Origin of the sequence: Bacillus sp. EB01, assembly GCF_000613125.1 — a bacterium.
Lineage (GTDB): Bacteria > Bacillota > Bacilli > Bacillales > Cytobacillaceae > Bacillus_D.
In genome coordinates this window covers 2755017-2781060 of sequence record NZ_HG964497.1, presented here as the reverse complement: position 1 = coordinate 2781060, position 26044 = coordinate 2755017, and the positions used below count along the sequence as shown (strand labels likewise).

The window sequence follows — 26044 nt, the reverse complement described above, 5'->3', positions numbered from 1 at the left end:
TTGGCACCTTTTTCAATCGGTTTAAAGGGTTGCTAACCAATTAAATTTGTTATAAGATTGTAATGAGAATAAAATGAGAATGGAAGCCTGCAGCCTTTATGGCAAAATGGAAGGCTTCTAACTTTCTGCGGAGGTATGGAAATGGCCGGATCAACTTTAACGATCAAAGACCTGCACGTCGCGATTGACGGCAAAGAAATTCTTAAAGGGGTAAACCTTGAAGTAAAAGGCGGGGAAATTCACGCGATTATGGGACCGAACGGTACTGGGAAATCGACTCTTTCCTCGGCTATTATGGGCCACCCAAAATATGAAGTAACGAGCGGTTCAATCACTTTTGATGGTGAGGACGTTCTGGAAATGGAAGTGGACGAGCGTGCTCGCGCAGGCCTGTTCCTTGCCATGCAATATCCTAGCGAAATCAGCGGCGTTACAAATGCCGATTTTTTACGCTCTGCAATCAACAGCCGCAGAGGCGAAGGCAATGAAATCTCCTTGATGAAATTCATCCGCCAGATGGATAAACAGATGGATTTTCTGGAAATGGACCAGGATATGGCGCAGCGTTACCTGAATGAAGGTTTCTCAGGCGGTGAGAAGAAGCGCAATGAAATCCTGCAGCTTATGATGATCGAGCCTAAGATTGCGATCCTCGATGAGATCGACTCCGGTCTTGATATCGACGCGCTTAAGGTTGTTTCAAAGGGAATCAATCAAATGCGCGGCGAGGAGTTTGGCTGCCTGATTATTACCCACTATCAGCGCCTTCTAAACTATATCACTCCGGATCATGTGCATGTTATGATGCAAGGCCGCATCGTTAAGTCTGGCGGCCCTGAACTGGCGCAGCGCCTGGAAGCTGAAGGCTATGACTGGATCAAGCAAGAGCTTGGCATTGAAGATGAAACTGTCGAGCAAGAAGCTTAAATCTTAGGGGGATTATTTCATGACAATTGAAACTTTACTTCCTTTTGACCAGGAGTTCGTCAGCTCTTTTTCAAAAGGGAAGGCTGAGCCAGAATGGCTGACCGAGCTGCGCGTCAAAGCGCTGGCTCGTGCGGAAGAGCTTTCAATGCCGCGGCCTGATAAAACTAAAATAGATAAGTGGAACTTTACAAAGTTCGATTATTTGACTGTAGAAAGTGCTCCATATGCAACGCTTGCGGAATTGCCTGAAGAGGTTAAATCCCTTGTTGATGCCGAAGGGCAAAAGAATCTATATGTCCAGCGCAATAATACGCCAGCATTCCTTTCCCTTTCACAGGAATTGAAGGATCAAGGTGTAATCTTTACGGATATTTTGACAGCGGCCAGGGAACATGGCGACTTGTTGCGCAAGTATTTCATGAACCAGGCTGTCCAGGTAGATGAACATCGCCTGACTGCCCTTCATGCTGCACTTATGAACGGCGGTGCTTTCCTCTACGTTCCAAAAAACGTTGAGATTGCTGAACCTATCCAGGCTGTTTATATTCATGATGACGAGAAATTGAGCTTGTTCAACCATGTGATCATCGCTGCTGATGATAACAGCTCAGTCACTTATGTTGAAAACTATATTTCAACAGTTGAAGGCAATGGTGTATTCAATATCGTCAGCGAAGTTATCCTTGGCACGAATGTCCGGGTTCGCTACGGCGCGGTTGATAATCTTGCAAAAGGAATTACAACCTATGTGAACCGCAGAGGAATTACCGGCCGTGATGCCCACCTTGAATGGGCACTTGGCTTAATGAATGATGGCAATACAATTTCCGATAATGTAACAAACTTAATCGGCGATGGCTCACAAAGCCACCTGAAAACAGTCGTTGTCGGCCGTGGGGAACAAATCCAGAACTTCACGTCCAAAGTAGTTCATTTTGGTAAAAATACTGAAGGCTTCATCCTGAAGCATGGCGTTATGAAGGATAGTGCTTCTTCAATCTTCAATGGTATCGGCAAGATTGAACATGGCGCGTCTAAATCGAATGCCCAGCAGGAATCCCGCGTATTGATGCTGAGTGAAAAAGCTCGCGGAGATGCGAATCCGATTCTGTTGATTGATGAAGACGATGTCGTGGCCGGCCACGCAGCATCTGTTGGCCGTGTTGACCCGCTGCAACTTTATTATTTGATGAGCCGCGGGATTTCCAAGACTGAGGCTGAGCGCTTAATCATTCATGGCTTCCTCGCTCCGGTTGTTGATTCTCTCGCTATCGAGGGTGTTAAAAAGCAGCTGTCCGAAGTGATTGAGAGGAAAGTAAGATGATTAATTCAGCCGAATTGCGCGAGCTGTTTCCGATTCTGAACCAGGAAGTGAATGGCCGTCCACTTGTCTACCTTGACAGCGGCGCCACTTCACAAAAGCCTGTACAGGTCATCGAGGCGCTTAACACCTACTATCGCGAGTATAATTCCAATGTTCACCGTGGTGTCCATACGCTCGGGACAAGAGCGACCGATGCGTATGAAGGCGCGCGCGAGAAGGTTCGAAAATTTATTAATGCAAAGTCAATACAGGAAGTTATTTTTACACGCGGGACGACGACTGGCTTGAATACTGTCGCCCACAGCTATGCGACGGCGAACCTTGGCGAGGGAGACGAAATTGTCATTTCCCCAATGGAGCACCACAGCAATATCATTCCGTGGCAGCAGGCCGCAAAAAGGACCGGCGCCACACTGAAATATTTACCTCTCCAGGAGGACGGCACGATTTCGCTTGAAGATGTCCGAAATACTGTGACATCGAATACGAAAATCGTCTCGATCATGCATATCTCGAACGTGCTTGGTGTTGTAAACCCAGTTAAGGAAATCGCGAAGATTGCTCATGAAAATGGTGCAATTATGGTCGTTGATGGCGCACAAAGCGCCCCACACCTGAAAGTGGATGTCCAGGATTTAGATTGCGATTTCTTCGCTTTTTCTGCCCATAAAATGTGCGGACCGACCGGAATTGGGGTATTGTACGGTAAAAAGCATCTTTTGGAAAATATGGAGCCGATAGAATTCGGCGGCGAAATGATTGATTTTGTCCATGATTACGAGTCAACCTGGAAAGAGCTTCCATGGAAGTTCGAGGCTGGCACACCAATCATTGCAGGCGCGATTGGTCTAGGAGCCGCGATTGACTTTTTGCAGGAAGTGGGACTTGAGAACATCGATGCCCATGACCGCAAGCTCGGAGCCTACGCCTTGGATAAAATGTCTGAAATCGAAGGCATTACGATTTATGGTCCATCCGATATCTCCAAGCGGACAGGGATTGTCACCTTTAACATTGAAGATGTCCATCCGCATGATGTCGCAACAGTTCTTGACGCCGAAGGCATTGCTGTCAGGGCAGGCCATCATTGTGCCCAGGTACTGATGAGGTGGCTAAAGGCAAGCGCGACTGCAAGGGCAAGTATGTACCTTTATAACACCGAAGAAGATATTGACAGGCTTGTTGAAGGCCTTGTCAAAACAAAGGAGTATTTCAGCGATGTCTTCTAATAACTTGGATCAGTTATACCGCCGGGTCATCATGGACCACTACAAGAACCCTCGCAATAAAGGGGTAATTGAAGATGGAAGCCTGACGGTCAATATGAACAACCCAACATGCGGCGACCGGATCCAGCTTACAATGAACGTTGAAGACGGTATTGTGACCGAATCGAAATTTGAAGGGGAAGGCTGCTCAATCTCAATGTCTTCTGCTTCAATGATGACACAGGCGATCAAAGGGAAGCCAATTGAAGATGCCCTAAAGCTTTCAACCATTTTTTCCGATATGATGCAAGGCAAGGATTATGATGATTCGATTGATCTTGGCGACATTGAGGCGCTCTCGGGCGTTTCGAAGTTCCCGGCTCGGATTAAATGTGCCACGCTTGCATGGAAGGCTATGGAGAAGGGTCTAGGGGATCAAAAGAAAGAGTAGGTTCCGCTTGAGGGCTGATTGGCCCTTTCCGGTTTTCAGAATAAAGCTTGTTTTACGAGGCTTTACTACATTGGGCTAAAACGGCAGCAAAATTTTGAGAAATTGCCTCATGCTATATTGGTAAATTTTCAAAAACTGCCTGGCGCCTATGAATGGAGGAATATGGAGATGGCTAAAAAAGCGCCAGAAATCGGCGATTACAAATATGGCTTTGCAGACCGTGACGTTTCCATCTTCCGGTCTAAGCGCGGCCTGACGCGCGAGATCGTTGAGGAAATCTCGAAAATGAAAGAAGAGCCGCAATGGATGCTCGATTTCCGCCTGAAATCGCTCGAGCAATTCTATGCGAGACCAATGCCTCAGTGGGGCGGCGACCTGAATACATTGAATTTCGATGAAATCACGTATTATGTCAAGCCTTCCGAAAAAACTGAGCGGTCCTGGGATGAGGTACCTGAAGAAATCAAAGCAACCTTTGATAAATTAGGTATTCCAGAAGCTGAGCAAAAGTACCTTGCTGGTGTATCTGCGCAGTATGAATCAGAAGTTGTTTACCACAATATGCAGGAAGATCTTGAAAAGTTGGGAATCGTCTTTAAGGATACTGACTCGGCGCTGAAGGAAAATGAAGATATTTTCCGCAAGCACTGGGCAACAGTCATCCCTCCAACAGACAACAAATTTGCAGCGCTTAACTCTGCAGTTTGGTCCGGCGGTTCATTCATTTATGTTCCTCCAGGCGTGAAAGTGGACACTCCACTTCAAGCGTACTTCCGCATCAACTCTGAAAATATGGGACAGTTTGAACGTACTTTGATTATTGTTGATGAAGGGGCTTCTGTCCATTATGTTGAGGGCTGTACCGCACCTGTCTACACAACGAATTCACTTCATAGTGCGGTCGTTGAAATCATTATCAAGAAAGATGCGTATTGCCGCTATACAACAATCCAGAACTGGGCAAACAACGTCTACAACCTCGTTACAAAGCGTGCGGTTTGTGAGGCGAATGCTACTATGGAATGGATTGACGGCAACATCGGTTCCAAGCTTACAATGAAATACCCTGCAGTTATCCTGAAGGGTGAAGGCGCGCGCGGCTTAACACTGTCGATTGCAATGGCAGGTAAAGGCCAGCACCAGGATGCAGGTGCAAAAATGATTCACCTTGCACCGAACACATCTTCAACAATCGTGTCCAAGTCAATCTCGAAGCATGGCGGGAAGGTAACCTACCGCGGTATCGTCCACTTTGGCCGCAAAGCAGATGGCGCCCGCTCAAACATCGAGTGTGACACGTTGATTATGGATAATAAATCGACTTCGGATACAATTCCTTACAACGAAATCTTGAACGACAACATTTCGCTCGAGCACGAAGCGAAGGTTTCAAAGGTTTCCGAGGAGCAGCTCTTCTACCTGATGAGCCGCGGTGTTTCCGAACAAGAAGCAACCGAAATGATCGTCATGGGCTTCATCGAGCCATTCACAAAGGAACTTCCAATGGAATATGCCGTTGAAATGAATCGCTTGATCAAGTTCGAGATGGAAGGATCGATCGGTTAATAGTAGTGTATCTGAACCTGGCTGGGACTCCCTGGCCGGGTTTTTTGTGTATAGGGAACGACTTAAGTTTGCTGATTAGAGGATTGTTCTATGGTTTATGTTATATCGGGGACTAAAAGTGAATCGCATTTATGTACCCGAACTGAGGCGGGGAAGCAGGAATGGACACTAAACGGTTTCTAGTTTACTTTCCCCACGCCGGGGAAAACATCTACAAGAGAAATTTGGGACGTTTGTGCTATGATGTGACTGGAGGGATAGTATGATCTATATTGGGGTAACAGGCTGGGGTGACCATGATAGCTTATATAGGCCGGGGATACCTGCCAGGGAGAAGTTAAGTGAATACGCTGCCCACTTTCCAATCGTTGAAGTGGATGCGGCTTTTTATGCGATTCAGCCTAAAAAGAACGCGGAGAGGTGGGTTGATCAGACACCGGAGTCATTCAAGTTCATCGTCAAAGCTTATCAAGGCATGACAGGGCATCAGCGTGGTGACACGCCATTTGAATCGGAAGAAGAAATGTTCACAGCGTTCAAGGATTCGCTTGAGCCTTACATGAAACGCAACAAACTGGCGATGGCGCTGTTTCAGTTTCCGCCATGGTTCGATTGCAAAAAGGAAAATGTTGAGTATTTGCGGTTTTGCAAGGAACAAATGGAGGATACTCCATGCGCAATCGAGTTTAGGCATCAATCCTGGTACGAGCCCGAATTTCGCGAAGGGACGCTTCAATTTTTAACAGAACAAAAGTGGATTCATTCAGTCTGCGATGAGCCTCAGTCAGGCAGCGGGTCAATCCCTATCGTCCTTGAAGCGACAGATTCATCAAAAACACTTGTCCGTTTTCACGGCAGAAATGTGCACGGCTGGCAGAAGAAAAATGCGAAAAATTGGCGCGAAGTTCGCTATTTGTATAAGTACAATCAACAGGAACTCACCGAGTGGGCAGAGTTTCTCCAGCAGCTGCAAGAAAAAAGCAAGGATATATATGTCTTGTTCAATAACAATTCGGGCGGTGACGCTGCAGGGAATGCAAAGGAAATGATGGAGATTCTCGGTATTGAGTATGATTTTCTTGCACCAAGGCAGCTGGATTTATTTTGAAAATATTGAAACAGCATTGGAACTATTTCACCCTTTGCAGCACGACGAAATGTCCCCAATAAGCGGTATTGGAACCATTTCACCTCTTTAAGCAAGGCAAAATGTACCTAATGAACCGTATTGGAACTATTTCACCCTTTACAGCGAGGCAAAATGTACCCAATGATCTGTATTGGAATCATTTCAAGTTCTAAAGCTGGGCAAAACGTTTCCAATGAATTGCGCGTTACTAAGCAAATGTGTAATCCTAAGCCGAATAAGTGCTGGTTACAAATGAAACATGTGTTCAATGCAAACGTTAACTAGTTATCTAAAAATATTTTTAAGAAGAAACGCAACTAGCTATCTAAGTATTTTTCGTTGAAATCAAAAATAGAATGGCTGGGCTAAGGGAGTTAGGCCAATGGAATGGCTGTTAATAATCTTGATCGGGCTAGCCGCAAGCGCGCTCGGATCACTGATTGGACTTGGCGGCGGCATTATCGTCGTCCCTGCACTGCTTTTTATCGGGACACTCGGCTTTACGGATGTTTCCCCTCAGGCCGCGGTCGGTACGTCACTTTTTACAATGATTTTTACCGGGATGTCCTCAACAATTGGCTACATTAAACACAAAACAATTGATTATAAAAGCGGGCTCCTATTTCTAATTGGGAGTGCTCCAGGCGGTATTGCTGGTGCCTATCTCGTAAAATTGCTAGATGTACAAGCTTTCAATATCTATTTCGGTACATTTATTTTATTTGTTTCACTTGTAATGGTAATTCGCAATAAGATTAAGCCGCTGCCCTTTAATAGAGAGAAAGGGTACGTCCGGACATTTACCGATCCATCCGGGAATTTGTATGAGTATGGCTTCAATCCTATATCCGGTGTAGCAATCTCACTCATAATTGGCTTTATTTCCGGGATATTCGGAGTTGGCGGCGGCTCACTAATGGTGCCGGCAATGATTATCTTTTTTAACTTTCCGCCGCATGTGGCTGTAGCAACCTCCATGTTCATGATTTTTCTATCTTCGATTGTCAGCTCAGTCACGCATATATCACTTGGAAACATCGACTGGCTATACGCAGCCCTGCTCGTACCGGGTGCGTGGATCGGTGCCAGGATTGGGGTATACTTGAATCAAAGGCTAAAGAGCAGAACCATAGTGCTTGTTTTGCGTATTGTCTTAATCATTATTGGAGTTCGGTTAATTTTTCAAGGCATAGCAGGATAAGAGAGGGGTAAAGCAGTGTGCTATCGGAATACTTTTATCCCACTCTTAACGGGCAGTAAGACCCCCACCTCAAGATTCCGAAGACTTGAAGAAGATAGGTGGGGGGATCAACTGCACGTAAAGGTCCGATTGGTTCATCTAACCATCAGTGGGGGATGAGGAAAACCCCCACTGATGGAAGATTCACTTTATCGTAAAATCCGATGATTGCGGGCTTGAGGAAGCGGTCATTCCTGTACCAAGGAACGAGAAAGCAACAAATGCATCAATTGAGTACAAACTTATTTCGTCTAGACCATATGAATTTACTCAGGAAGAAGTACAATTCAAAACGTATGTAATTAAAAATAACCTGGAAAACAGCTCAAACCTTAAAGAGCTCCGCGAGCAATTTTTCAACAAATCAAGGGCGTGTTTCAGGGCTTCACCGCTTGTAAAATCTTATGGCTGGAGCATCCATTATAATGAAGAGGGGCTTGTTGCCATTTATGATTCATCCTCCAAGGAATATCAGTAATTTTTGTCAGACGAAAACGTCAAGGTCTTGAAAGGAATGCGTTCAAAAAGGTAACAGAGAAGGCCCATCAGCCCGAACAGTGTCGTCCGAGCTTGAAAAGGTAACAGAGAAGGCTTTTCAGTGCCAGTATAGTGGTGCACAAAAGGAAGTAAACTGTCCAACCATTAGAGGGGTATCCTCTTGATGGATAATCCGATTTAACGGCTGCTTAAGCCGAAGTGGGAAAAAGGAAGCGATCACCATGGAAACAATACATATTTATCATACCAATGATTTGCATAGCCATTTTGAGCACTGGCCGAAAATTAGCCGCATTATTCGCGACCGGGTCAAACACCATCAGGAACAAGGCGATCCAGTCTTTGTTTTTGACATTGGCGACCATGTTGACCGCTGGCATCCCTATACGGATGGAACGATGGGAAAAGGCAATACATTGCTGCTGAATGAAACTGGCTATACCGCGGCGACAATCGGCAATAACGAGGGGATTACCCTGTCCCATGAAGGGCTGGATTCTCTTTTTCTCAAAAAGAACTTTGACGTCCTCATTGCAAATCTTTACAACAAGGACGGTTCCCGCCCTGAGTGGGCAGAGCCTTATAAACTGTATACAACAGCGGAAGGAACCCGGATGGCGGCAATCGGCCTGACCGCTTATTTCCAGTTGTTCTACAAAATGCTCGGCTGGGAGATTAGCGATCCGCTTGAGGAGCTTAAAAAACAGATTGAGCTTGTGAGGGATCAGGCTGATATTATCGTCCTGCTTTCCCACCTTGGCATTCACGATGATGAACGGATTGCAGAGTTGTTTCCAGAGATCGATGTTATCCTCGGGGGCCATACCCACCACATTCTTCAAAATGGAAAAATAGTGAATGGGACTCTATTGGCAGCCGCCGGGAAACATGGAAATTTTGCCGGACATGTTATCCTTGAGGTAGACAATCATCGGCCGGTAACCAAAAAAGCTCTCCTGTATCCAATCGGACAGGTTTCCCGGGAGCCCTGGGAGGTAGAAGTATCAACCAAACTTTACGAAACTGGAAAAACCCTGCTTCAGGAACAAGCCGCTGAACTTGAGGGCGAGCTAACGGCGGACTTCTTTGAAGAATCTGACCTGCCACAGCTTTTATGTGAAGCACTTCGCGAATGGTGCGGAGCCGAATGCGCGTTTTTAAATGCGGGGCTGATTCTTGGTTCGCTTCAAGGAACTGTAACCAAGTTCGACCTTCTATCCATCTGCCCGCATCCAATCAACCCGTGTCTCGTTACCTTGAATGGTAACGAACTTAAGGAAGTTCTGCGGATGACGCTCGATGAAGACCTTCACCATCTTCAGGTTATGGGACTCGGCTTCCGGGGGACCGTCATGGGAAGATTCGTGTACACTAATATCGAAGTGGCAGACGAGGGGCTTGATTTCCTCGTGAACGGAAGGCGAATCAATGCAGAGCAAAATTATTCTGTTGCCATCCCTGATATGTATACGTTTGGAAGACTGTTTCCGGAAATCATCCGTGCAAAGGAGAAGAAATACTTTATGCCTGAATTTCTCCGCGATGTAATGGAGTGGAAGCTGAACCGGCTAGAAAGTGAATAACTTCCCATGAAAAAATACAATGTTGTTGCGATGAGAGACTTTTTTGCAGTCAATAGCTCAGTACTGGTATTTTCAACCATCAGGTTCCAGGCCCCGGACAAGTTCATTCTTTTCCAATACCCGCATATGGTATAGGGACGGGAAAGGAGTGGGGCGGATGATTGAAGTGACACCAATTGAAATTCAAGGAAAAACATTTCTGGGGATAACCGTCAAGCTGCCAAAGACAACCCTTCTCGCCGTAACAAGCGATCTGGGCTATATTATGTGCGGGGCACTCGATGTCGGTTTGCTCAATGCAAAGCTAAGAGACAGAAGAATCCTTGCTGGCAGGGCGGTTGGCGTAAGAACCATCGATCAGCTCCTAGATGCGCCGCTGGAATCCGTTACCTTTGAAGCGGAAAAGCGTGGCATCCGCAGAGGAATGATCGGCAGGGACGCACTCATGAAAATGGTATAAAAGAAGGGCATCCTGAGGGGGATGCCCTATTTTTTTGAAATAACAAAAAAACCCAAAAATTTGAGCAAAAATGTAAGCGGATACTTAAAAAAGTTTGATTTAACCATATTTTAAAATAATAAATATATCTTGACATACCTCCTGAACCTTTTTATAATAGGGACTATGCAAATAATCAGAAAACTTTTAATCTTGCATTTTTTCTTTACGTCTTAGGAGGAGTCAATAATGGAAAATCGACCGCAATGGGGAACAAGGGCCGGATTTGTACTGGCCGCAATCGGGTCTGCAGTTGGATTGGGGAATATATGGAGATTCCCTGCAGTGGCATATGAAAATGGGGGAGGGGCATTTTTCTTGCCGTATCTTTTCGCACTCCTGACCGCAGGAATACCGCTGCTGATCCTTGAATTTACGTTAGGCCATAAGTATAAAGGCTCATCACCATTATCATTTGCAAGGCTGAATAAGAAATATGAATGGCTTGGCTGGTGGCAAGTCGCTATCTCCTTCGTCATTTCGACCTATTATCCAATCATTATCGCATGGGCACTATCTTATGCAGTCTTTTCTTTCAATCTTTCCTGGGGGGACAAGCCAGGTGACTTCCTGATGGGGGATTTTCTTAAAGTAGCGGAAAGCCCTGGAGACGTCGGCGGAATCGTACCCGGAGTATTCATTGCGCTTCTAATCGTCTGGGCACTAACTTTCGGAATTATGTTCAGGGGAGTTAAAAAAGGAATTGAAATTGCGAACAAATTTATGCTGCCGACATTGGTCATTATGTTCCTAATCATTGTCATTCGTGCAGTGACACTTGATGGTGCTCTTGACGGATTGAACGCATTCTTCAAGCCGAATTGGAGCGATATAGCCAATCCTAAAGTTTGGGTTGCTGCTTATGGACAAATCTTCTTCAGTTTATCAGTCGGCTTCGCCATCATGCTGACCTATGCAAGTTATTTACCGAAGAAAACGGATATTACTAACAATGCATTTATAACCGGCTTTGCAAACTCCGGATTTGAATTACTTGCAGGAATTGGTGTCTTTGCAGCACTCGGCTTCATGGCCAACCAGCAGGGGGTTGCAATTGATAAGGTAGTCGAATCAGGGATTGGCCTTGCATTTGTCGTCTTCCCGCAAATCATCAATGAATTCCCTGCTTTTAACGGATTCTTCGGATTCTTGTTCTTTGGCTGTCTCTTCATGGCCGGGCTTACTTCATCAATCTCGATAATTGAAACATATGTCGCTGGCTTGCAGGATAAATTCAAAGTCAGCAGAACAAAAGCAGTTGCAATCGGAGGAGGATTATCCGCGCTTATTTCAATTCTTTATGCAACAAATGGCGGGCTTTACTTCCTTGATTCTGTTGATGCTTTCATCAACACATTTGGTATCGTAATCGCAGGACTTGTAGAAGTTGTCCTTGTTGTCTGGGTTGCTAAGAAACTCGGCGAACTCCAAAATCACGCCAATGCCATTTCTGACTTGCGCATCGGTGGCTGGTGGAAAATATCCCTAGGGTTCATTACACCAATTGTCCTTGGTTACATGACAGTCCAAAACTTCATCACCAACATACAGGAAAATTACGAGGGATACCCAACCTCATTCTTGCTCGTAGCGGGCTGGGGTGTTGCGCTGCTTGCCCTCGTCGCAGGAATCTTCCTGTCTTTCCTTCGCTGGGAAAAGAACACCTTGAATTCAGAATCTGAAAGGGAGGTGTCCTAATATGTCAGGTGATGCAATCGCCATGATGATCATCGGAATGGTCATTCTCTGGGGCGGCCTCGCAGCCAGCCTCGCAAACGCCGTCATAAAATCTAAAAGAGCTAAATAAATGCTGAAGGGGTCTGACCCTTACCCCCAGGGGGTAAGAGTCAGACCCCTTCTTTTACTTCTTCCTGTTTTTCTTTTTATCCATCCGCTCCCACATCCTGAGACGGGGATATGGATCAAACGACCATTCGGTATAGCCGTTATCTTTGTACATCCCGTAGTGCAAGTGGGGAGGGAACTTGCCAGAGGTTCCAGGCGGTCCGTAACCCGAGCTTCCGACTCCGCCAATTAGCATCCCAGGTTCAACGATGTCACCTATCTTCAAATCCTTCGCGAAGCCGCTCAAATGGGCAAAGTAGTGATAATTATTTTTAAGGTCGCGGATCCCGATTCTCCAGCCGCCGAACCGATTCCAGCCTTTCATTTCGATTATGCCATAGCTAGTCGCCCGTACGGGAACTCCGTAACCGGCAAATATGTCAGTACCTTCATGCATTCGCCGTCCACCCCAGCCGCGGGCATCACCCCATGTATTTTTGTAGCTGTGGTTCATTCTATAAGGCACTGGGAATGCATTTCCCTCAAGATCGATCCGGCCATACTTTTTGTAAATTTTCGCTATCCCCATGATAATCCCTACCGCTTTATCCCTGTGATAATATTCCCAGAGTGCTATCCGGAAATTATCGTTGTCATATCCATATTGCAGTACATGATTAGAAAAGGCTTGAAGGACATCTTCGTCTTCAGTTGGGCTTGCTTTCCGATTGCCATTGGCATCAACCCCCACTCCGCCAAAAAAGGCAATCGAGCCTGGCTTTTTATCCTGTGGATTCGGATTAGCAAGTCCGGCCCATTTTTCAGGGCTGAAATAAATGGCGACGGCCCCTTCAGGATCAGGCAGATCTTTTCTGGCTACCCTGATATTCCGTTCATATTGGTCAACCGCTGCAATGTAAAACCAAGGAATCTGGGTGACTGCTTCGTTTTTTTTATAAAGCTCTATCCGCTTTTTATATAGATCAGCAAGCTCTGCCTCTTGTGGGGCGGCAAGGGCATTTCCAGCCAAAGCAAAGGATAGTGCCAGCAATAATAGTACCCTCACAGGGCGTCCTCCTTTAATTCGTCTAGCTCCAGCGCCTATCGCCTAGCAAACTTCAGGTCTTCTTCCTACGATAAGTCATCATCGAATCGCTTGTCGCTCTTCGTGATTCCTTTATCCCACTCTTAAGGCTCAGTAAGCCTCCTATGTCGGCAACTGATCCTAAAGGTCCGATTCGTTCAACTAACCATCAGCAAAAATCGCTGATGGAAGTTTCACTTTATCTCAGTCGAAGCCCATCCAGTTTGTACGGCGATAACCAAGGCGCTTCCGCTTTTGTTCTCTTCCTATACGATAGTTTGTCGCCAGAAGGCAGTGTTCATAACGTCAATAATTGCCAGATGATTATAAAAAGGACATAAGAATGAAAGACTATTTTTAGGAGGATTAAATGGAAAAACTAGTAATGATAAGGGTTTCATAATGGAAAGACAAGTTCTTTTCTTGAATGGAACGGCTTTATTGTGTTACAGTACCAAAAGAGCACCAATATTTATACATAGAAATTGGGGTGGTATGAATTGACTACAGGCAATGAATATACACGCAAGCCGGAATGGCTGAAGATAAAATTGAATACAAATGAAAATTATACTGGGCTTAAAAAAATGATGCGCAGCAAAAACCTCCATACAGTTTGCGAGGAAGCGCGCTGCCCGAATATCCATGAATGCTGGGCTGTCAGACGTACAGCTACTTTCATGATTCTTGGGGATGTTTGCACTCGTGCCTGCCGCTTCTGCGCAGTTAAGACAGGCCTTCCTACAGAACTGGATTTACAGGAACCAGAACGAGTTGCTGATTCTGTATTTCAAATGAACTTGAAACACGCTGTCATTACCGCGGTAGCGCGAGATGATTTGCGTGACGGAGGCGCAGCTGTTTTTGCCGAAACCGTTAGAGCGATCCGCCGCAAAAATCCGTTTACTAGCATTGAAGTTCTTCCATCCGATATGGGTGGGGTTGAAGAAAATCTGAGAATGCTTATGGATGCACGCCCAGATATCTTGAACCATAATATTGAAACAGTCAGAAGGATGACTCCGAAAGTCCGCGCACGCGCAACTTACAATCGATCACTCGAGTTCTTGCGCAGGGCGAAAGAAATGCAGCCAGACATTCCGACTAAATCCAGCCTGATGATTGGTGTCGGCGAAATATGGGAAGAAATTCTTGAGACAATGGATGACCTTCGCGCAAATAACGTTGATATTATGACAATCGGGCAATATCTGCAGCCAACCAGGAAACATCTTAAGGTTGCAAAATATTATACTCCTGATGAATTCAACCAGCTTAAAGAGATTGCCCTTTCAAAAGGCTTCAGCCACTGTGAGTCAGGCCCTATGGTCCGGTCTTCCTATCATGCGGACGAGCAGGTTAACTCAGCCACAAAGGCGAAGGCTGCTCTTGCAGCGTCCGAAGCAAATAAAGAAGTACTTGAAGCATAAGTTAAATGTTATGGCATCCGCGACTCGGGTGCCATTTATTTTTCACCAAATCGGTCGACATAGCCAAAGAGGCATCTGGCAAACACCAGACGCCTTTCAACTAATTCTCCTTATTGTCCCATACGGCGAAGTTCTTCTTTATCGTCTGGAGTCTCCCCGTTTTCATTTTCGGATTCATTCATCCGCTTGCCTTGCGGAGATTTTTTCATCTCCTTAATAACAGCCGCGATAGCTGCATCCGAATTTTTACTTGATGTATTTAAACTGGACAGGGTTTCGATATCATTCATTAGCATTTTGTTGTCCGATACATAAACGTGGAAAAAGCGGGGTACAAACGACATGGCGGTCCTTTTTACCTGATCTGCTGTTAATTCACGATTGTTTGTATCGGTTTCATATGCAATAAGGACTTCTTCATCGGTAACGAGGGTTACAACTTCATTGACATTTGGCAAGTCGGTACTTATCCTGCTGATGTGTCCGGCCAATTCCTGGCGATCAAGCGGCGCTTCATGATCGTTTTTCGCTGAACGGTCTCCCATAATTGGGCTTTTATAATGGCGTACAAATCCAAAACGCTGGCTTTTATCCGCCTTCTTCTCTTCGCCCTGGTCCAATACTTCGGCACGGCGATTGTTTGTATACATATGTGTGTTGTTCCCGTAGCGGTCAGCACCGGCATTTTCTCCCCCACAGCCAGCAAGCAATAGGCCGCAAAGGGAAAGTGCATACAGCTGCTTTTTCATGGCAACGCACCTCCTACCAGAAGTATTGCCCAACGGAGGACTTTTTCTATTAGTAAAAGGATGGGAATCGGTTATAATGGAATAAAGTGAACCTTCCATAAGTGGGTGGTCCATCCCACTTGTGGTTAGGTGAACCAATCGGACCTTTACGGGCAGTTGGTCCCCACCTATACCTTCGTTAACCTTTGAAAACCCGAGGTGGGGGTCTTACTGCACGTTAAGAGTGGGATAAAGATTTGCCCGTAAATGAGGTGATAGAATGGTCGTAGTCAATAATACAGCTTACGAAGTCGTTGAGGATTTCAGGGATGGATTCAACGAGGATGCGTTCAAGGAAAGGTACAGTGAAATCCTGGCAAGATATGATTACATTGTTGGTGACTGGGGGTATGGACAGCTTCGCTTGCGGGGCTTTTTCGATGACCAGAACCAGAAAGCTACTTTTGATACAAAAATTAGTACATTGACCGAGTACTTATACGAATTCTGTAACTTCGGCTGTGCCTACTTCGTTGTGAAAAAAGTGAAGAAATAAACATCATGTGGGGTTTTATTTTTTAGGTAACCGGCGTAAAATGTGAAAGTAAATAGGGAGAGCCCGGTCTAGGGGCTGTCCCTATTTTTTAAGGAAAAGATTAAATAAACTCGGACAGAAAGGACCTCAACTCTTCCGCATCTTCTTCCGATAGCTGAAAGGCGAATTCAAGGTAGCCTTCCTCTTTCAAATCATCGTCTCCGATAATTGCAAACCTGCTCCCTTGCATATCAAGAACCAGCGTCTTGCCGAAGTGCCTGTCGGACTGAATTAAAGCCAGGTCGAATCGGGTGTTGTCGCCAACGAAGCTGACAAACCTTGTTCTTGTCTGCTCGATATCATCATATAAGTAAAAACGCTCTGCCATGGGTATACTCCTTCAAAAAATGTTTTCTCTCTTCATCTTACCAAAACATGATAGTGATTTACACGAAAATGCCATTGGAAGATCTATAAGGTCAAGCCGACAAATTCTGTAAAAATTTGCCCTCGAAAAATCACGGTTTTTGCAAAATTGTGATACAATACTTAGGTAGGTACACCGGAGAGGAATGAAATGAATGGTCCGTTTTTATGCGGCAAAAGCCAAACAGCTTTTGCAATGGGGAAAAATTGTTTTGCCCCTTTCATCAATAAAGTTCTATCCTCCACAATTCGTTCTTCGGAACCCGGTTGTCCAGGGGGTTAAACTAGCCTTTAAAGATGGAAACGAAGCAGCAGTTATTGTTTTTAATATAAAAAACATCCGAGACATCGCTGAATATCTTGGACCTATACAGTTTCCGAAGTTTATGTTGCGCTTTAAACAAATCTTCAGGCAGGCAATCGAGCTTGAGGTAGATAAAGACGATATTATAACCCTGCATGACTTTTTTGTGGACGGCATTTCTCTCTACTTAAAGGTAAGCCAGGATCATGGAATTTCCTCAATCGAAACCATTATGGGTACAGTCGCAAAGGAAGCCAGAAAAGCTCTGCATTCCGAGTTTGAAGGTGTCAGCATGGTACTTGAGAATGGTTATATGTTTATTGAGAAGAACTCTTTTTCCATTCACGAGGCTGTCCAGAAGTCCCATCATCAGGCAGTTGCCATGGCGGAAAAGAGAGTTGACTCAGAATTTAATGAAATGGTTTTTGTGATGGGAAAAATTGTTTCACAAAAGGAAATTTTCCTGCTTGCCCAGCCCATAATTGATGTCGCAACAAAAGAAATACGTGCCTGGGAGATGCTAACGCGTGGCCCGGCTGGAACCATGCTCGAAAATCCTTTAACACTATTTTCAGTAGCAAGGCAGACCGGAAAGCTGTATGAACTTGAAATGGTCGTTTTTGAAAAAGCACTAAACCAAATTGCATCAATTGGCTGCAAGGATGATGTCTTCATTAATTTTACCCCGCTGACAATGGGGAACAGCCGCTTTATCCGTGATGTAAAAAGACTGTTCCAAAACCATAAGACGATATCACCGAAACAAATTACTTTTGAAATAACTGAACGGGATTCGATTGAAGGGATGCGGGACTTTATCTATAACATCAAAGTCCTGCGCCTCATGGGCATCCGGATTGCTGTTGACGATACAGGCTCCGGCTATGCAAGCTTGAACACGATTAGCGAAGTAATGCCTGATATTATTAAAATCGATCGTTCCGTCATTCAAAATATCGATAAGAATGCCGTAAAGGAATCAATGTTGAAGGGGCTGCTGCTTGTAGCGAAAGAGGCCGGCTCGCTTGTTGTTGCGGAAGGTATCGAAAATGCGGAAGAAGCTTCCGTCCTATCCCGCAATAATGTTGATCTCGCCCAAGGTTTCTTTTACGCCAAGCCAGCTATGCTGCCTAAAAAAATCGCAACATAGGAAGTGGAATGATTATGTATTTTGTAGACCGTGGATTAATGGAACAAAAACTCCAATTTATCGAACGCCAAACAACACTTTTCCGAAGCCGGGAAAAGTGGGAAACCGAGCTTGAACAAGCCGCGCTTGAACGGATTACACACATGCTTGCCGAGTCGGTCCTAGACGTTGGTAATGCTATTATTGATGGTTTCATCATGCGTGACCCTGGCAGCTACGAAGATATTATCGACATCCTTCTGGATGAAGAAGTTATCGACAGTACTATAGCTGAAAGCATGAAAGTGCTAATTAGCCATAGAAAGCAGCTTGTCCAGTTTTACACAGCCATCGACCACGAGACCATGGCCGCGGACCTTACCAGAGTTCTCGGTGAAATTGAAGCCTTCCCTGCAAAGGTTAGGAAATACCTCGCCGAGAAAACAGGACCCGTATCTGCTTTCGTAAACTAAGTTGGGAATATTGATCGAATGAGAGGCCGCCTAATAAGCGGTCTCTTTACTTGAATACGGGTGCAAGGACATTTTGCGTGTGGGCAAGTACCAAAATGTACTCGAAACCCGATTTCAAGGACATTTCACCTGTCAGGCAACACCAAAATGTACTCGAACACCAATTTGAAGGACATTTCATCTGGGGGTCAGTACCGAAATGTACTCGAAGAGCTATATAAAGGAAAAATCATTTGTAGGGAAGCACCTTCATATGGCTAATGAAGACGGGAACAGCCGCTAAAGTCCGTCGTTAGCCAATTCTAAAGCGAGGAATCACCAGAAATCCTGCAGGGGCGTATCCCTTTTCAAATGGATTCTTTTAGGGCATGATAGGATTTGACTAGTTTACAGGAGTGATTTTATTGAAAACGTATAAAGGTTATCTGATAGATCTTGATGGAACAATGTATAAAGGCTCAGAGAGGATTGAGGCTGCCTCCGGGTTTATTCAACGGCTTCAGGCAAAGGGGATTCCTTATCTTTTTGTAACAAATAACTCAACGCGCACACCGGCTCAGGTTGCCGAAAAGCTTAGAAGCTTTGATATACCGGCGGAGGAGGCGCAGGTTTTTACAACCAGCCAGGCAACCGCAAATTATATTTATAACCAAAAACAGGATGCATCTGTTTATGTAATTGGCGAGGAGGGCCTGATTACCGCTTTCAAGGAAAAAGGAATTCGATTTGCGGGTGAGGATGCCGATTATGTTGTTTCAGGGCTTGACCGCGAAATCACCTATGAAAAGCTTGCTGTTGGCTGCCTTGCAGTCCGGAACGGAGCTATCTTCATATCAACAAATGGCGATATTGCCATTCCGACGGAGCGCGGTATGATGCCTGGAAACGGCTCACTGACTTCAGTAATCGCTGTTTCAACACAAACGACACCGATATTCATTGGAAAGCCTGAGCCAATCATCATGGAACAAGCCTTAAAAGTGCTTGGTGTGGCAAAAGAGGACACCCTGATGGTTGGGGATTATTATGATACTGACATTATGGCGGGAATCAATGCCGGAATGGATACCCTGCTCGTCCATACAGGGGTAACGACAAGGCAGATGGCTGAAGGCTACGAAACAAAGCCAACGTATGCAGTCGATTCGCTTGACGAATGGGAAGTATAAAAAAGCACCCACTTTAGAACTTAAGCCATCCTGAAGTTGTACTTGTATAATTTAATGATTGCTGCCTTCCACTTAGGAAACTATGGATTCAAAGCCCTTCCTTATCTCCATATATTGGTTTATTATGGAAGAGGGGGATTCAATGCGAAGTGGAATAGTGGCGTTCGTTATAGGAATAGGTTTGCTTGTTATGTCATTCCCGTTGATTTTTTCAGCCATTCGAGAAACGTTTATTAACAAAAACTTACATGAAGAATATGAGATTACACCTGTCTTTTTTTCAGATATCCATTACTTCATCGAAGATAATGGCGATATAGGAATTGAAACTATTGGAAATGCATCTATACTGGTTGGTAATCAATTCAGAGTTCCAAGCGAAATTCACTTAGCTGACGCTTCACTCGAAAAAATCGACGATATGGGTTTTTTTGAACAAACCTTTCTGTATCATGATCAAATGATAACAATAAGAGATCAGTTTCCCTTAGGAGAATATTCCGACCCTCTTCACTATTTTCCTGTAAGTGCGACATCTCCTATTGAGGTAATCATAAACGGACGTTCCTTCGAGGATTCAAAGCCTATCCAATTTCGGCCGAGTGAATTTGGCGGAGATAGATATAACAATGGACTAGGACTGTTACTGGTACAAAACAAATCTACAAGCCAGGAATCTTTAGCAATCATTAAACATTTTGGTGAAGATGAAAGCTGGTCAGTGAAGAATAGCCACTGGAAAATCCTCTTGGTCTCAAAAGAAGGACAAACTAAAGTTGAAACTTTTGATAATAGAGAAAGAAAAGCTGCTCCATATCGGACTGCTTTTATTAATGAAGCCAATGTAGCACCTACGTGGCTGGGGTATACAACCGATGAAGTTGCGTTTTATACAACCTTTATGTATCCGCTAATTTACCCCTGGTTTACTGCTTTCCTTGGTTTATTGTTCACGGTAATCGGGGGCATTCAAAGAATCTTTTTTACACAGTCAACAGCAGTTTAACTCAAAAAGAAGCTGCCCTTTACTGAGGGCTGCTTCTTTTATTGATTATGGCCAGGATATTCATTTGTTTAGAGGCGCCTTTCTATAATGCCCTATTCCACGTTTTCAGCTCTATGGGCAAGCCGGCTTGATGCGGCAGCTGCGACGGCACCGACGATGTCATCAAGGAATGTATGGACCTCGCCCGAAGTCTTGTCGTTTAACTGGCGGAGGATCCCTGGTTTTTGTTTATCAATATATCCATAGTTTGTGAACCCAATTGAGCCATACACGTTCACAATCGAAAACGCAAGAACTTCATCTACTCCATAAAGCCCTTCATCTGTTTTTATAATGGATTGGAGCGGTTCTTCAAGAAGCCCCTTCTCGGCAAGCATATCAAGCTGTATTCCTGTAATGATTGCGTTCTGGACCTCACGCTTGGAAAGGACCCGCTCCACGTTATGAAGGCAGTCTTCAATTTTCAGGTCGTCATGATAATTTTGCTGTAAAAAATAAACGAGGTCAGCGATATCCTGAACCTCGACTCCTCGCTCTTTAAGCCATCTGCGGGCAGTCGTTTCTGTCAAATCTGCTTTTTTCATTTCTCCCATTTGCTAATCACCTTTTCCTTGAATATTCACTATCTATATACCCTTTTTCTTTACATTATGCATGACCGAGACAAAAGGCTCAAATTTTGGCTGGCATTCTTTTCTATTCTGCTCAAATGCCGGGTGTTCATGCCGCCTTTGGAAATTTCTCAACAATTAGTGTTGGCTCCACACCAATCCCTCAAACGAAAATGCTAACAGAGGGAAAGCAGACATATACATTTCAATAGGAAACAAATGAAAGTGGGTGTCGGGATGCTTGAGAAAATGCTTGAACAAGTTTATGGGATAAAAAGCGAAGAATATATGCAAGTGGAATCATTTAATGCGTTTCGGGGCAATGGGAATTATTACTTTGTTGCTGACCCTGGCCCAAAGGATGAAGAAGAAATAGAGGAACTCCAAAAGCTTGCAGCCCATTTGGCAGCGTACGGCGATACGAATGTTCCAGCTCTCCTGCCAACACAAAGCGGAACCCTGCTTGCACAGTGGGAAAATAAAAGGTTTTGTCTTTTAACCTGTCAGCTATCGGAGCGAAAAGCGAACCAAAGGCTTGGAAGGAGGCTGGCTAAATTCCATGAAAGGGGGAGGTTTGTTCCCTTTCAGGTTCAGAAGAGTTCGCGAATTGGAAATTGGAAGCAGTTGTGGGAAGCAAGGATGGATCAAATGGAAAAGGTATGGTCCGAAAAAATATTTCAACCATCTGATGAACAATTTGAAAAACTTTTTATTGAATCCTTTCCTTATTACCTTGGTTTAGCGGAAAATGCGGTTCAATACCTTGTTGATACAGAAATTGATGATGACCCCCTGGACAGTGACAGTGGTACAGTTTGCCATGAACGTTTTTCCGAGTACACTTGGGGCAAGCGCTATATAATAAAAAACCCGATGGATTGGGTATTTGACCATCGCAGCAGAGACCTTGCCGAGTGGGCGAGAGGGCGTTATTTTCACAATAGCCGGACGTGCGGGCCGGAAATAACCGCGTTTCTTGCCAATTATCAGGAAGTAGCTCCATTATCGCCGTTTTCATGGCGGCTTCTCGTTGCCCGGCTTTTGTTTCCGGTGCATTACCTGGAAACAATCGAAACATATTACAGTGCATCTCGGGAATCAGACAGACGTGCCTCTGAAGAAAGGCTTGCTGCGATTATCAGGAAGAGTGATGATTATGAACAATTTCTCGCCGGTTTCTTTGCCCTTGCTCATGCACCTGTTGCCTCAAAGCTTCCGAGGCCCGAATGGCTTATGGCCAAATAAACATTAAACTGCATGTACTATTCCCTTGCACCCTAAACAATCTAACTGCGCCGTTAAAAAAGCGGCCAGTTTTTTTAGTTATTCTGGAAGTTTATACTGTGAAAGGTGATAATGTAGCTAGAGTAGCAGCCAGCGGGCGCATTCAGCCCATAAGCCACTTAATGCGCAAAGTTTTTCATTTTATTTTAACGGAAATTTAGATTCCCGAACAAATTAGTTTTCTTATCTAAAAATTATGCTAATATATGGATATATCAGACAATCTTGGAGGTCAACTATGAAACCCTATGTATACATAACAAGACAAGTTCCAGAAGAGACTGTTTCCTTGTTAACAGAAAAATATGAGGTTGCTATGTGGGAGAAGGATGATGTCCCTGTTCCGAGAGAAAAGCTTCTTGAAGAAGCTAGAAAAGCAGATGGACTCCTTACCGTCCTTTCCGATTCTATTGATGAAGAAGTTCTGTCAGCTGGGGATTGCCTTAAGGTTGTGTCTAATCTCGCTGTTGGATATGACAATATCGACCTTGCGTCTGCAAGCAGCAATGGAATTGCAGTCACGAATACACCGGATGTTCTGACCGATACAACGGCTGATTTTAGCTTTGCACTTTTGATGGCTTCGGCGCGCAGGATTGTTGAGGCTTCCGATTTAATTAAGGAAGACAAATGGACAAGCTGGAGCCCCTTTCTTATGGCAGGACGTGATATCCATCATAAAACGATTGGCATCGTCGGCATGGGGAAAATCGGAGCTGCGGTCGCAAAGCGTGCCACTGGTTTTGATATGAATATCCTTTACCATAACAGATCGAGAAATATGCAGGTGGAAGAAGCGATCGGTGCCCAATACGTATCCTTCGAGGAACTTGTTGCCGAGTCCGATTTCATTGTCTGCCTTACTCCGCTTACAGAGCAGACCCGGAATATGTTTACAAGAGATGTTTTTAGAAGAATGAAGAAATCAGCTATCTTTATCAATGTATCACGCGGCCCGGTCATTGATGAACAGGCCTTGTATGATGCACTCGTTGAAGGAGACATAGCCGGTGCCGGCCTGGATGTTTTTGAAAAAGAGCCAATCAGCGCAAGCCATCCGCTCCTGAAATTGAAAAATGTAACGGCGATTCCGCACATTGGCAGTGCAAGCGTTGAGACTCGTACAGCGATGATCGAAATTTGCGCCGAAAATATTGACCGTGTCCTGTCTGGCAAGGAGCCGAAAACACTTGTCAATAAGGATTGGAAGCAGGCGTAGAACAGCAAAAAGCGATTGCCACATGGGCAATCGCTTATTTTAGGAAAGATTAAAATACTTGTTCTACTTCAACTACTCCAGGAACTTCTTCAAGAAGGGCGCGCTCAATGCCGGCCTTTAATGTGATTGTCGAACTAGGGCAGCTGCCGCAAGCACCAAGTAAACGGAGTTTTACAATGCCGTCCTCGACATCAACTAATTCACAATCACCGCCGTCGCGGAGAAGAAATGGACGCAATTTATCTAGTACATCCTGGACCTGTGAAAACATTTCTTGTTCGGTCATGAAAATCGACTCCTTTCATAGTATCTATTATAATCGGAGAAGGGTTAAAAATCCATTCTCTAAATTAGGAAATCTTATTTTTGTATCATAAATTATCTTTTTATGTTCTTAATGTTGTAAAATTTGCTTTAGGGGGGATCGAAATGGCTGAATCAAAAGTTGAAATTATTGTCTACGGGGCGGAGCAGCTTTGTCCAAGCTGTGTAAACCTCCCATCATCAAAAGAAACATACGAATGGCTTGAAGCCGCTGTGGCAAGAAAGTTTCCAAACCAGCCGTTTGGGATTACATACGTGGATATTTATAATCCGCCTGCAGATCCTGCCAAACGAGACTTTGCAGAACGCGTCATTGACGAAGACATGTTTTATCCCGTCGTCTTGATTGGTGACAAAGTCGTCGGTGAGGGCAATCCACGCCTAAAAACCATCTTCGCGGAACTCGAAAGTTATGGCTACCAGGCGGGATGAACCAGTCCAGCGGGCAATCTTTTTTGAGAATAAACGAAAGAATGATAAAACGAAGACAGCGACTACCAATCATAAGAGCGATGAATGACAACTCGGGGGATCGAGGCATCAAGATGTCATTCATAAAGGTGATGAATGACAACTCGGGGTGTTCGAGGCATGAAGATGACATTCATAAAGACGATGAATGACAACTCGAGGTGTTCGAGGCATCAAAATGTCATTCATAAAGACGATGAATGACAACTCGGGGTATTTGAGGCATCAAGATGTCATTCATAAAGGTGATGAATGACAACTCGAGGTATTTGAGGCATCAAGATGTCATTCATAAAGGTGATGAATGACAACTCGGGTTGTTCGAGGCATGAAGATGTCAAAAAAATCTTTTACAAAATTGGCCTTCCTCACTAAGAGGAAGGCATTTTGCATCTATTCAGCCTCTTCTGGCGAAGGGAAGAACGCAACTTTGAAAACCAAAATTTCCCCAAAACTTTTTAAAAAAACTTACCCAGTCAAAATGAAAAAACCAGGCCTCCCGAAGCCCGGTTCAAAATAATCATCCTTTATGATATTTGTATAACCAAAGTACACCGGATTTGATTAGCCGCGCGACTCTGCCGGTGATCGCCCGTTCCGCCATCATCCCAAAGCCTTCTTTCTTCCCAAGTGATCCCAGAACACCCTTCAGCTTGATCGGAGGGAATGTCTCTGGCAGCGCCTCGCCATTCCAGCGTTTCTTCAGTACCTCAGCAATCTGCTCAGCCTGGCCCTCCGCCAGTTGGGCGCTTGGCGCATGAGGAAGGCTCGCGCAATCCCCGACCGCAAACACATCCTTATAGTCTGGTAGATGGTGATGGGCGGTAATCTTCAGCCTGCCCAGCGAATCCTTTTCCACATCGAGGCTCCTGACTACCGCGCTTGCTTGAATACCAGCAGTCCAGACAATTGCATCGCATGGAACCTGCTCAGTATGGTTAAAAAGCAGCCCTTCTTCAACTCTAGTAATATTAGAATTATTGACAATCTCAACATTGTGTTCAATGAACCAGTTTTCCACATATTCACTAAGCCTGTCGGGAAAGTCCGAAAGAATGTGCTTGCCTCGGTCAAACAGCTTCACACGCAAATCCGTGCGGCTTTCACTTAATTCGCTGGCAAGCTCAACCCCGCTAAGGCCGGCTCCGACAATCCCGACCGTCGAACCAGGGGCAAGATTGCTTAACACCTGATACGTCTCGCGTGCTTTGCCGATGCTCTGAATGCTTAGTGTATAAGTGTCTGCGCCGGGGACATTATGGTACTTATCCTCACAGCCCAGCCCAACCACCAGACTGTCATAGCCCAGCTTCGTGCCATCAGCAAACTCCACAGCTTTTCCTTCGAGATCAATATTCGCCACATCCCCATAGCGAACCGTCAAACGCTCATGCTTCGGAAAGTCAACACGAAGCTCCCGGTCAGACACCGTCCCGGCAGCAAGCGCATAGTATTCAGTCTTCAAACCGTGATATGGTACACGGTCAACGAGCGTAATCTCAACATCTTCCGGAAGATGATCCGGAAGCAGCTCATCAATTAGCTTCAAGCCGCCATAGCCTCCGCCAAGGATTACAAGATTCTTCATTTAAAATTACCCCTTTTTCTGTCGCAAAAAATATGATGTCTTGCAGGTGGAAA

Annotated in this window: 27 protein-coding genes; 21 read left to right on the top strand and 6 right to left on the bottom strand. The window is 44.9% G+C overall.

The window, feature by feature from the left end:
- Positions 1–141 precede the first annotated feature (141 nt).
- The 12 genes from sufC (at position 142) to TY16_RS26245 (ending at position 12232) form a co-directional block, all read left to right on the top strand.
- Positions 142–927 carry a Fe-S cluster assembly ATPase SufC gene (gene sufC, locus TY16_RS12855; protein WP_043932315.1) on the top strand — a complete coding sequence of 262 codons (786 nt, stop codon included), beginning with the start codon at positions 142–144 and terminating at the stop codon, positions 925–927.
- 19 nt (positions 928–946) lie between these two features.
- Positions 947–2251 (top strand): Fe-S cluster assembly protein SufD, encoded by a 1305-nt coding sequence (sufD, locus tag TY16_RS12850; RefSeq protein ID WP_043932314.1) that lies wholly within the window; start codon positions 947–949, stop codon positions 2249–2251.
- Positions 2248–3480, top strand: coding sequence for a cysteine desulfurase (locus TY16_RS12845; RefSeq protein ID WP_442853216.1), 1233 nt, complete (start codon positions 2248–2250; stop codon positions 3478–3480). The genes sufD and TY16_RS12845 overlap by 4 nt, the downstream gene beginning before the upstream one ends.
- Positions 3470–3910, top strand: coding sequence for a Fe-S cluster assembly sulfur transfer protein SufU (gene sufU, locus TY16_RS12840; RefSeq protein ID WP_043932313.1), 441 nt, complete (start codon positions 3470–3472; stop codon positions 3908–3910). The genes TY16_RS12845 and sufU overlap by 11 nt, the downstream gene beginning before the upstream one ends.
- A gap of 168 nt (positions 3911–4078) precedes the next feature.
- On the top strand, positions 4079–5476 hold the full coding sequence (sufB, locus tag TY16_RS12835) for a Fe-S cluster assembly protein SufB (protein WP_043934700.1): 1398 nt from the start codon (positions 4079–4081) through the stop codon (positions 5474–5476).
- 262 nt (positions 5477–5738) lie between these two features.
- Complete coding sequence (locus tag TY16_RS12830) at positions 5739–6584, top strand: DUF72 domain-containing protein (RefSeq protein WP_043932312.1); 846 nt, start codon at positions 5739–5741, stop codon at positions 6582–6584.
- A 403-nt stretch (positions 6585–6987) separates the two neighbouring features.
- Positions 6988–7806, top strand: a complete 819-nt coding sequence (locus tag TY16_RS12825; protein ID WP_043932311.1) for a sulfite exporter TauE/SafE family protein — start codon at positions 6988–6990, stop codon at positions 7804–7806.
- A gap of 181 nt (positions 7807–7987) precedes the next feature.
- Positions 7988–8323: a DUF6157 family protein gene (locus TY16_RS26905; RefSeq protein ID WP_081773135.1), complete on the top strand. Its 336-nt coding sequence runs from the start codon at positions 7988–7990 to the stop codon at positions 8321–8323.
- Between the two features lie 241 nt (positions 8324–8564).
- A complete protein-coding gene (locus TY16_RS12820) occupies positions 8565–9926 on the top strand; it encodes a bifunctional metallophosphatase/5'-nucleotidase (RefSeq protein WP_043932310.1) in 1362 nt (453 codons plus the stop codon).
- Positions 9927–10083: 157 nt separating this feature from the next.
- Positions 10084–10386 carry a YunC family protein gene (locus TY16_RS12815; protein WP_043932309.1) on the top strand — a complete coding sequence of 101 codons (303 nt, stop codon included), beginning with the start codon at positions 10084–10086 and terminating at the stop codon, positions 10384–10386.
- 228 nt (positions 10387–10614) lie between these two features.
- On the top strand, positions 10615–12123 hold the full coding sequence (locus TY16_RS12810) for a sodium-dependent transporter (protein WP_043932308.1): 1509 nt from the start codon (positions 10615–10617) through the stop codon (positions 12121–12123).
- Position 12124: 1 nt separating this feature from the next.
- Positions 12125–12232 (top strand): methionine/alanine import family NSS transporter small subunit, encoded by a 108-nt coding sequence (locus TY16_RS26245; RefSeq protein ID WP_155922241.1) that lies wholly within the window; start codon positions 12125–12127, stop codon positions 12230–12232.
- A 54-nt stretch (positions 12233–12286) separates the two neighbouring features.
- On the opposite strand, the gene TY16_RS12805 is transcribed toward TY16_RS26245, so the two are convergent.
- Positions 12287–13276 (bottom strand): M23 family metallopeptidase, encoded by a 990-nt coding sequence (locus tag TY16_RS12805; RefSeq protein ID WP_043932307.1) that lies wholly within the window; start codon positions 13274–13276, stop codon positions 12287–12289.
- 518 nt (positions 13277–13794) lie between these two features.
- On the opposite strand from TY16_RS12805, the gene lipA reads away from it, so the two are divergent.
- Entirely contained in the window at positions 13795–14724 is a 930-nt protein-coding gene (gene lipA, locus TY16_RS12800) for a lipoyl synthase (RefSeq protein WP_043932306.1), read from the top strand.
- A gap of 110 nt (positions 14725–14834) precedes the next feature.
- Here the strand turns inward: lipA and TY16_RS12795 are convergent, their stop codons facing one another.
- Positions 14835–15473: a YhcN/YlaJ family sporulation lipoprotein gene (locus TY16_RS12795; RefSeq protein WP_043932305.1), complete on the bottom strand. Its 639-nt coding sequence runs from the start codon at positions 15471–15473 to the stop codon at positions 14835–14837.
- Between the two features lie 259 nt (positions 15474–15732).
- On the opposite strand from TY16_RS12795, the gene TY16_RS12790 reads away from it, so the two are divergent.
- On the top strand, positions 15733–16008 hold the full coding sequence (locus tag TY16_RS12790; RefSeq protein ID WP_043932304.1) for a YutD family protein: 276 nt from the start codon (positions 15733–15735) through the stop codon (positions 16006–16008).
- A 100-nt stretch (positions 16009–16108) separates the two neighbouring features.
- Here TY16_RS12790 and TY16_RS12785 read toward each other — a convergent pair whose 3' ends face one another.
- The gene (locus TY16_RS12785; RefSeq protein ID WP_043932303.1) at positions 16109–16375 is read right to left on the bottom strand and encodes a DUF3055 domain-containing protein; all 267 of its coding nucleotides are present in this window, start codon (positions 16373–16375) and stop codon (positions 16109–16111) included.
- Positions 16376–16568: 193 nt separating this feature from the next.
- On the opposite strand from TY16_RS12785, the gene TY16_RS12780 reads away from it, so the two are divergent.
- From TY16_RS12780 to TY16_RS12765, 4 genes are all read left to right on the top strand, one after another.
- Positions 16569–17867, top strand: coding sequence for an EAL domain-containing protein (locus TY16_RS12780; RefSeq protein WP_043932302.1), 1299 nt, complete (start codon positions 16569–16571; stop codon positions 17865–17867).
- Between the two features lie 14 nt (positions 17868–17881).
- Positions 17882–18319, top strand: a complete 438-nt coding sequence (locus TY16_RS12775; RefSeq protein WP_043932301.1) for a DUF86 domain-containing protein — start codon at positions 17882–17884, stop codon at positions 18317–18319.
- Positions 18320–18723: 404 nt separating this feature from the next.
- Entirely contained in the window at positions 18724–19488 is a 765-nt protein-coding gene (locus tag TY16_RS12770; protein ID WP_043932300.1) for a TIGR01457 family HAD-type hydrolase, read from the top strand.
- A gap of 142 nt (positions 19489–19630) precedes the next feature.
- On the top strand, positions 19631–20494 hold the full coding sequence (locus TY16_RS12765) for a hypothetical protein (protein WP_043932299.1): 864 nt from the start codon (positions 19631–19633) through the stop codon (positions 20492–20494).
- 92 nt (positions 20495–20586) lie between these two features.
- On the opposite strand, the gene TY16_RS12760 is transcribed toward TY16_RS12765, so the two are convergent.
- Positions 20587–21087 carry a phosphatidylglycerophosphatase A family protein gene (locus tag TY16_RS12760; RefSeq protein ID WP_043932298.1) on the bottom strand — a complete coding sequence of 167 codons (501 nt, stop codon included), beginning with the start codon at positions 21085–21087 and terminating at the stop codon, positions 20587–20589.
- Between the two features lie 255 nt (positions 21088–21342).
- On the opposite strand from TY16_RS12760, the gene yutH reads away from it, so the two are divergent.
- Positions 21343–22350, top strand: coding sequence for a spore coat putative kinase YutH (yutH, locus tag TY16_RS12755; protein ID WP_043934699.1), 1008 nt, complete (start codon positions 21343–21345; stop codon positions 22348–22350).
- 277 nt (positions 22351–22627) lie between these two features.
- Positions 22628–23608 (top strand): 2-hydroxyacid dehydrogenase, encoded by a 981-nt coding sequence (locus TY16_RS12750; RefSeq protein WP_043932297.1) that lies wholly within the window; start codon positions 22628–22630, stop codon positions 23606–23608.
- A gap of 49 nt (positions 23609–23657) precedes the next feature.
- Here the strand turns inward: TY16_RS12750 and TY16_RS12745 are convergent, their stop codons facing one another.
- Positions 23658–23894 (bottom strand): NifU family protein, encoded by a 237-nt coding sequence (locus TY16_RS12745; protein WP_043932296.1) that lies wholly within the window; start codon positions 23892–23894, stop codon positions 23658–23660.
- 143 nt (positions 23895–24037) lie between these two features.
- Here TY16_RS12745 and TY16_RS12740 point away from each other — a divergent pair, with 143 nt between their 5' ends.
- A complete protein-coding gene (locus tag TY16_RS12740; RefSeq protein WP_043932295.1) occupies positions 24038–24364 on the top strand; it encodes a YuzD family protein in 327 nt (108 codons plus the stop codon).
- A 559-nt stretch (positions 24365–24923) separates the two neighbouring features.
- On the opposite strand, the gene TY16_RS12725 is transcribed toward TY16_RS12740, so the two are convergent.
- On the bottom strand, positions 24924–25991 hold the full coding sequence (locus TY16_RS12725; RefSeq protein WP_043932292.1) for an NAD(P)/FAD-dependent oxidoreductase: 1068 nt from the start codon (positions 25989–25991) through the stop codon (positions 24924–24926).
- Between the last annotated feature and the right edge of the window lie 53 nt (positions 25992–26044).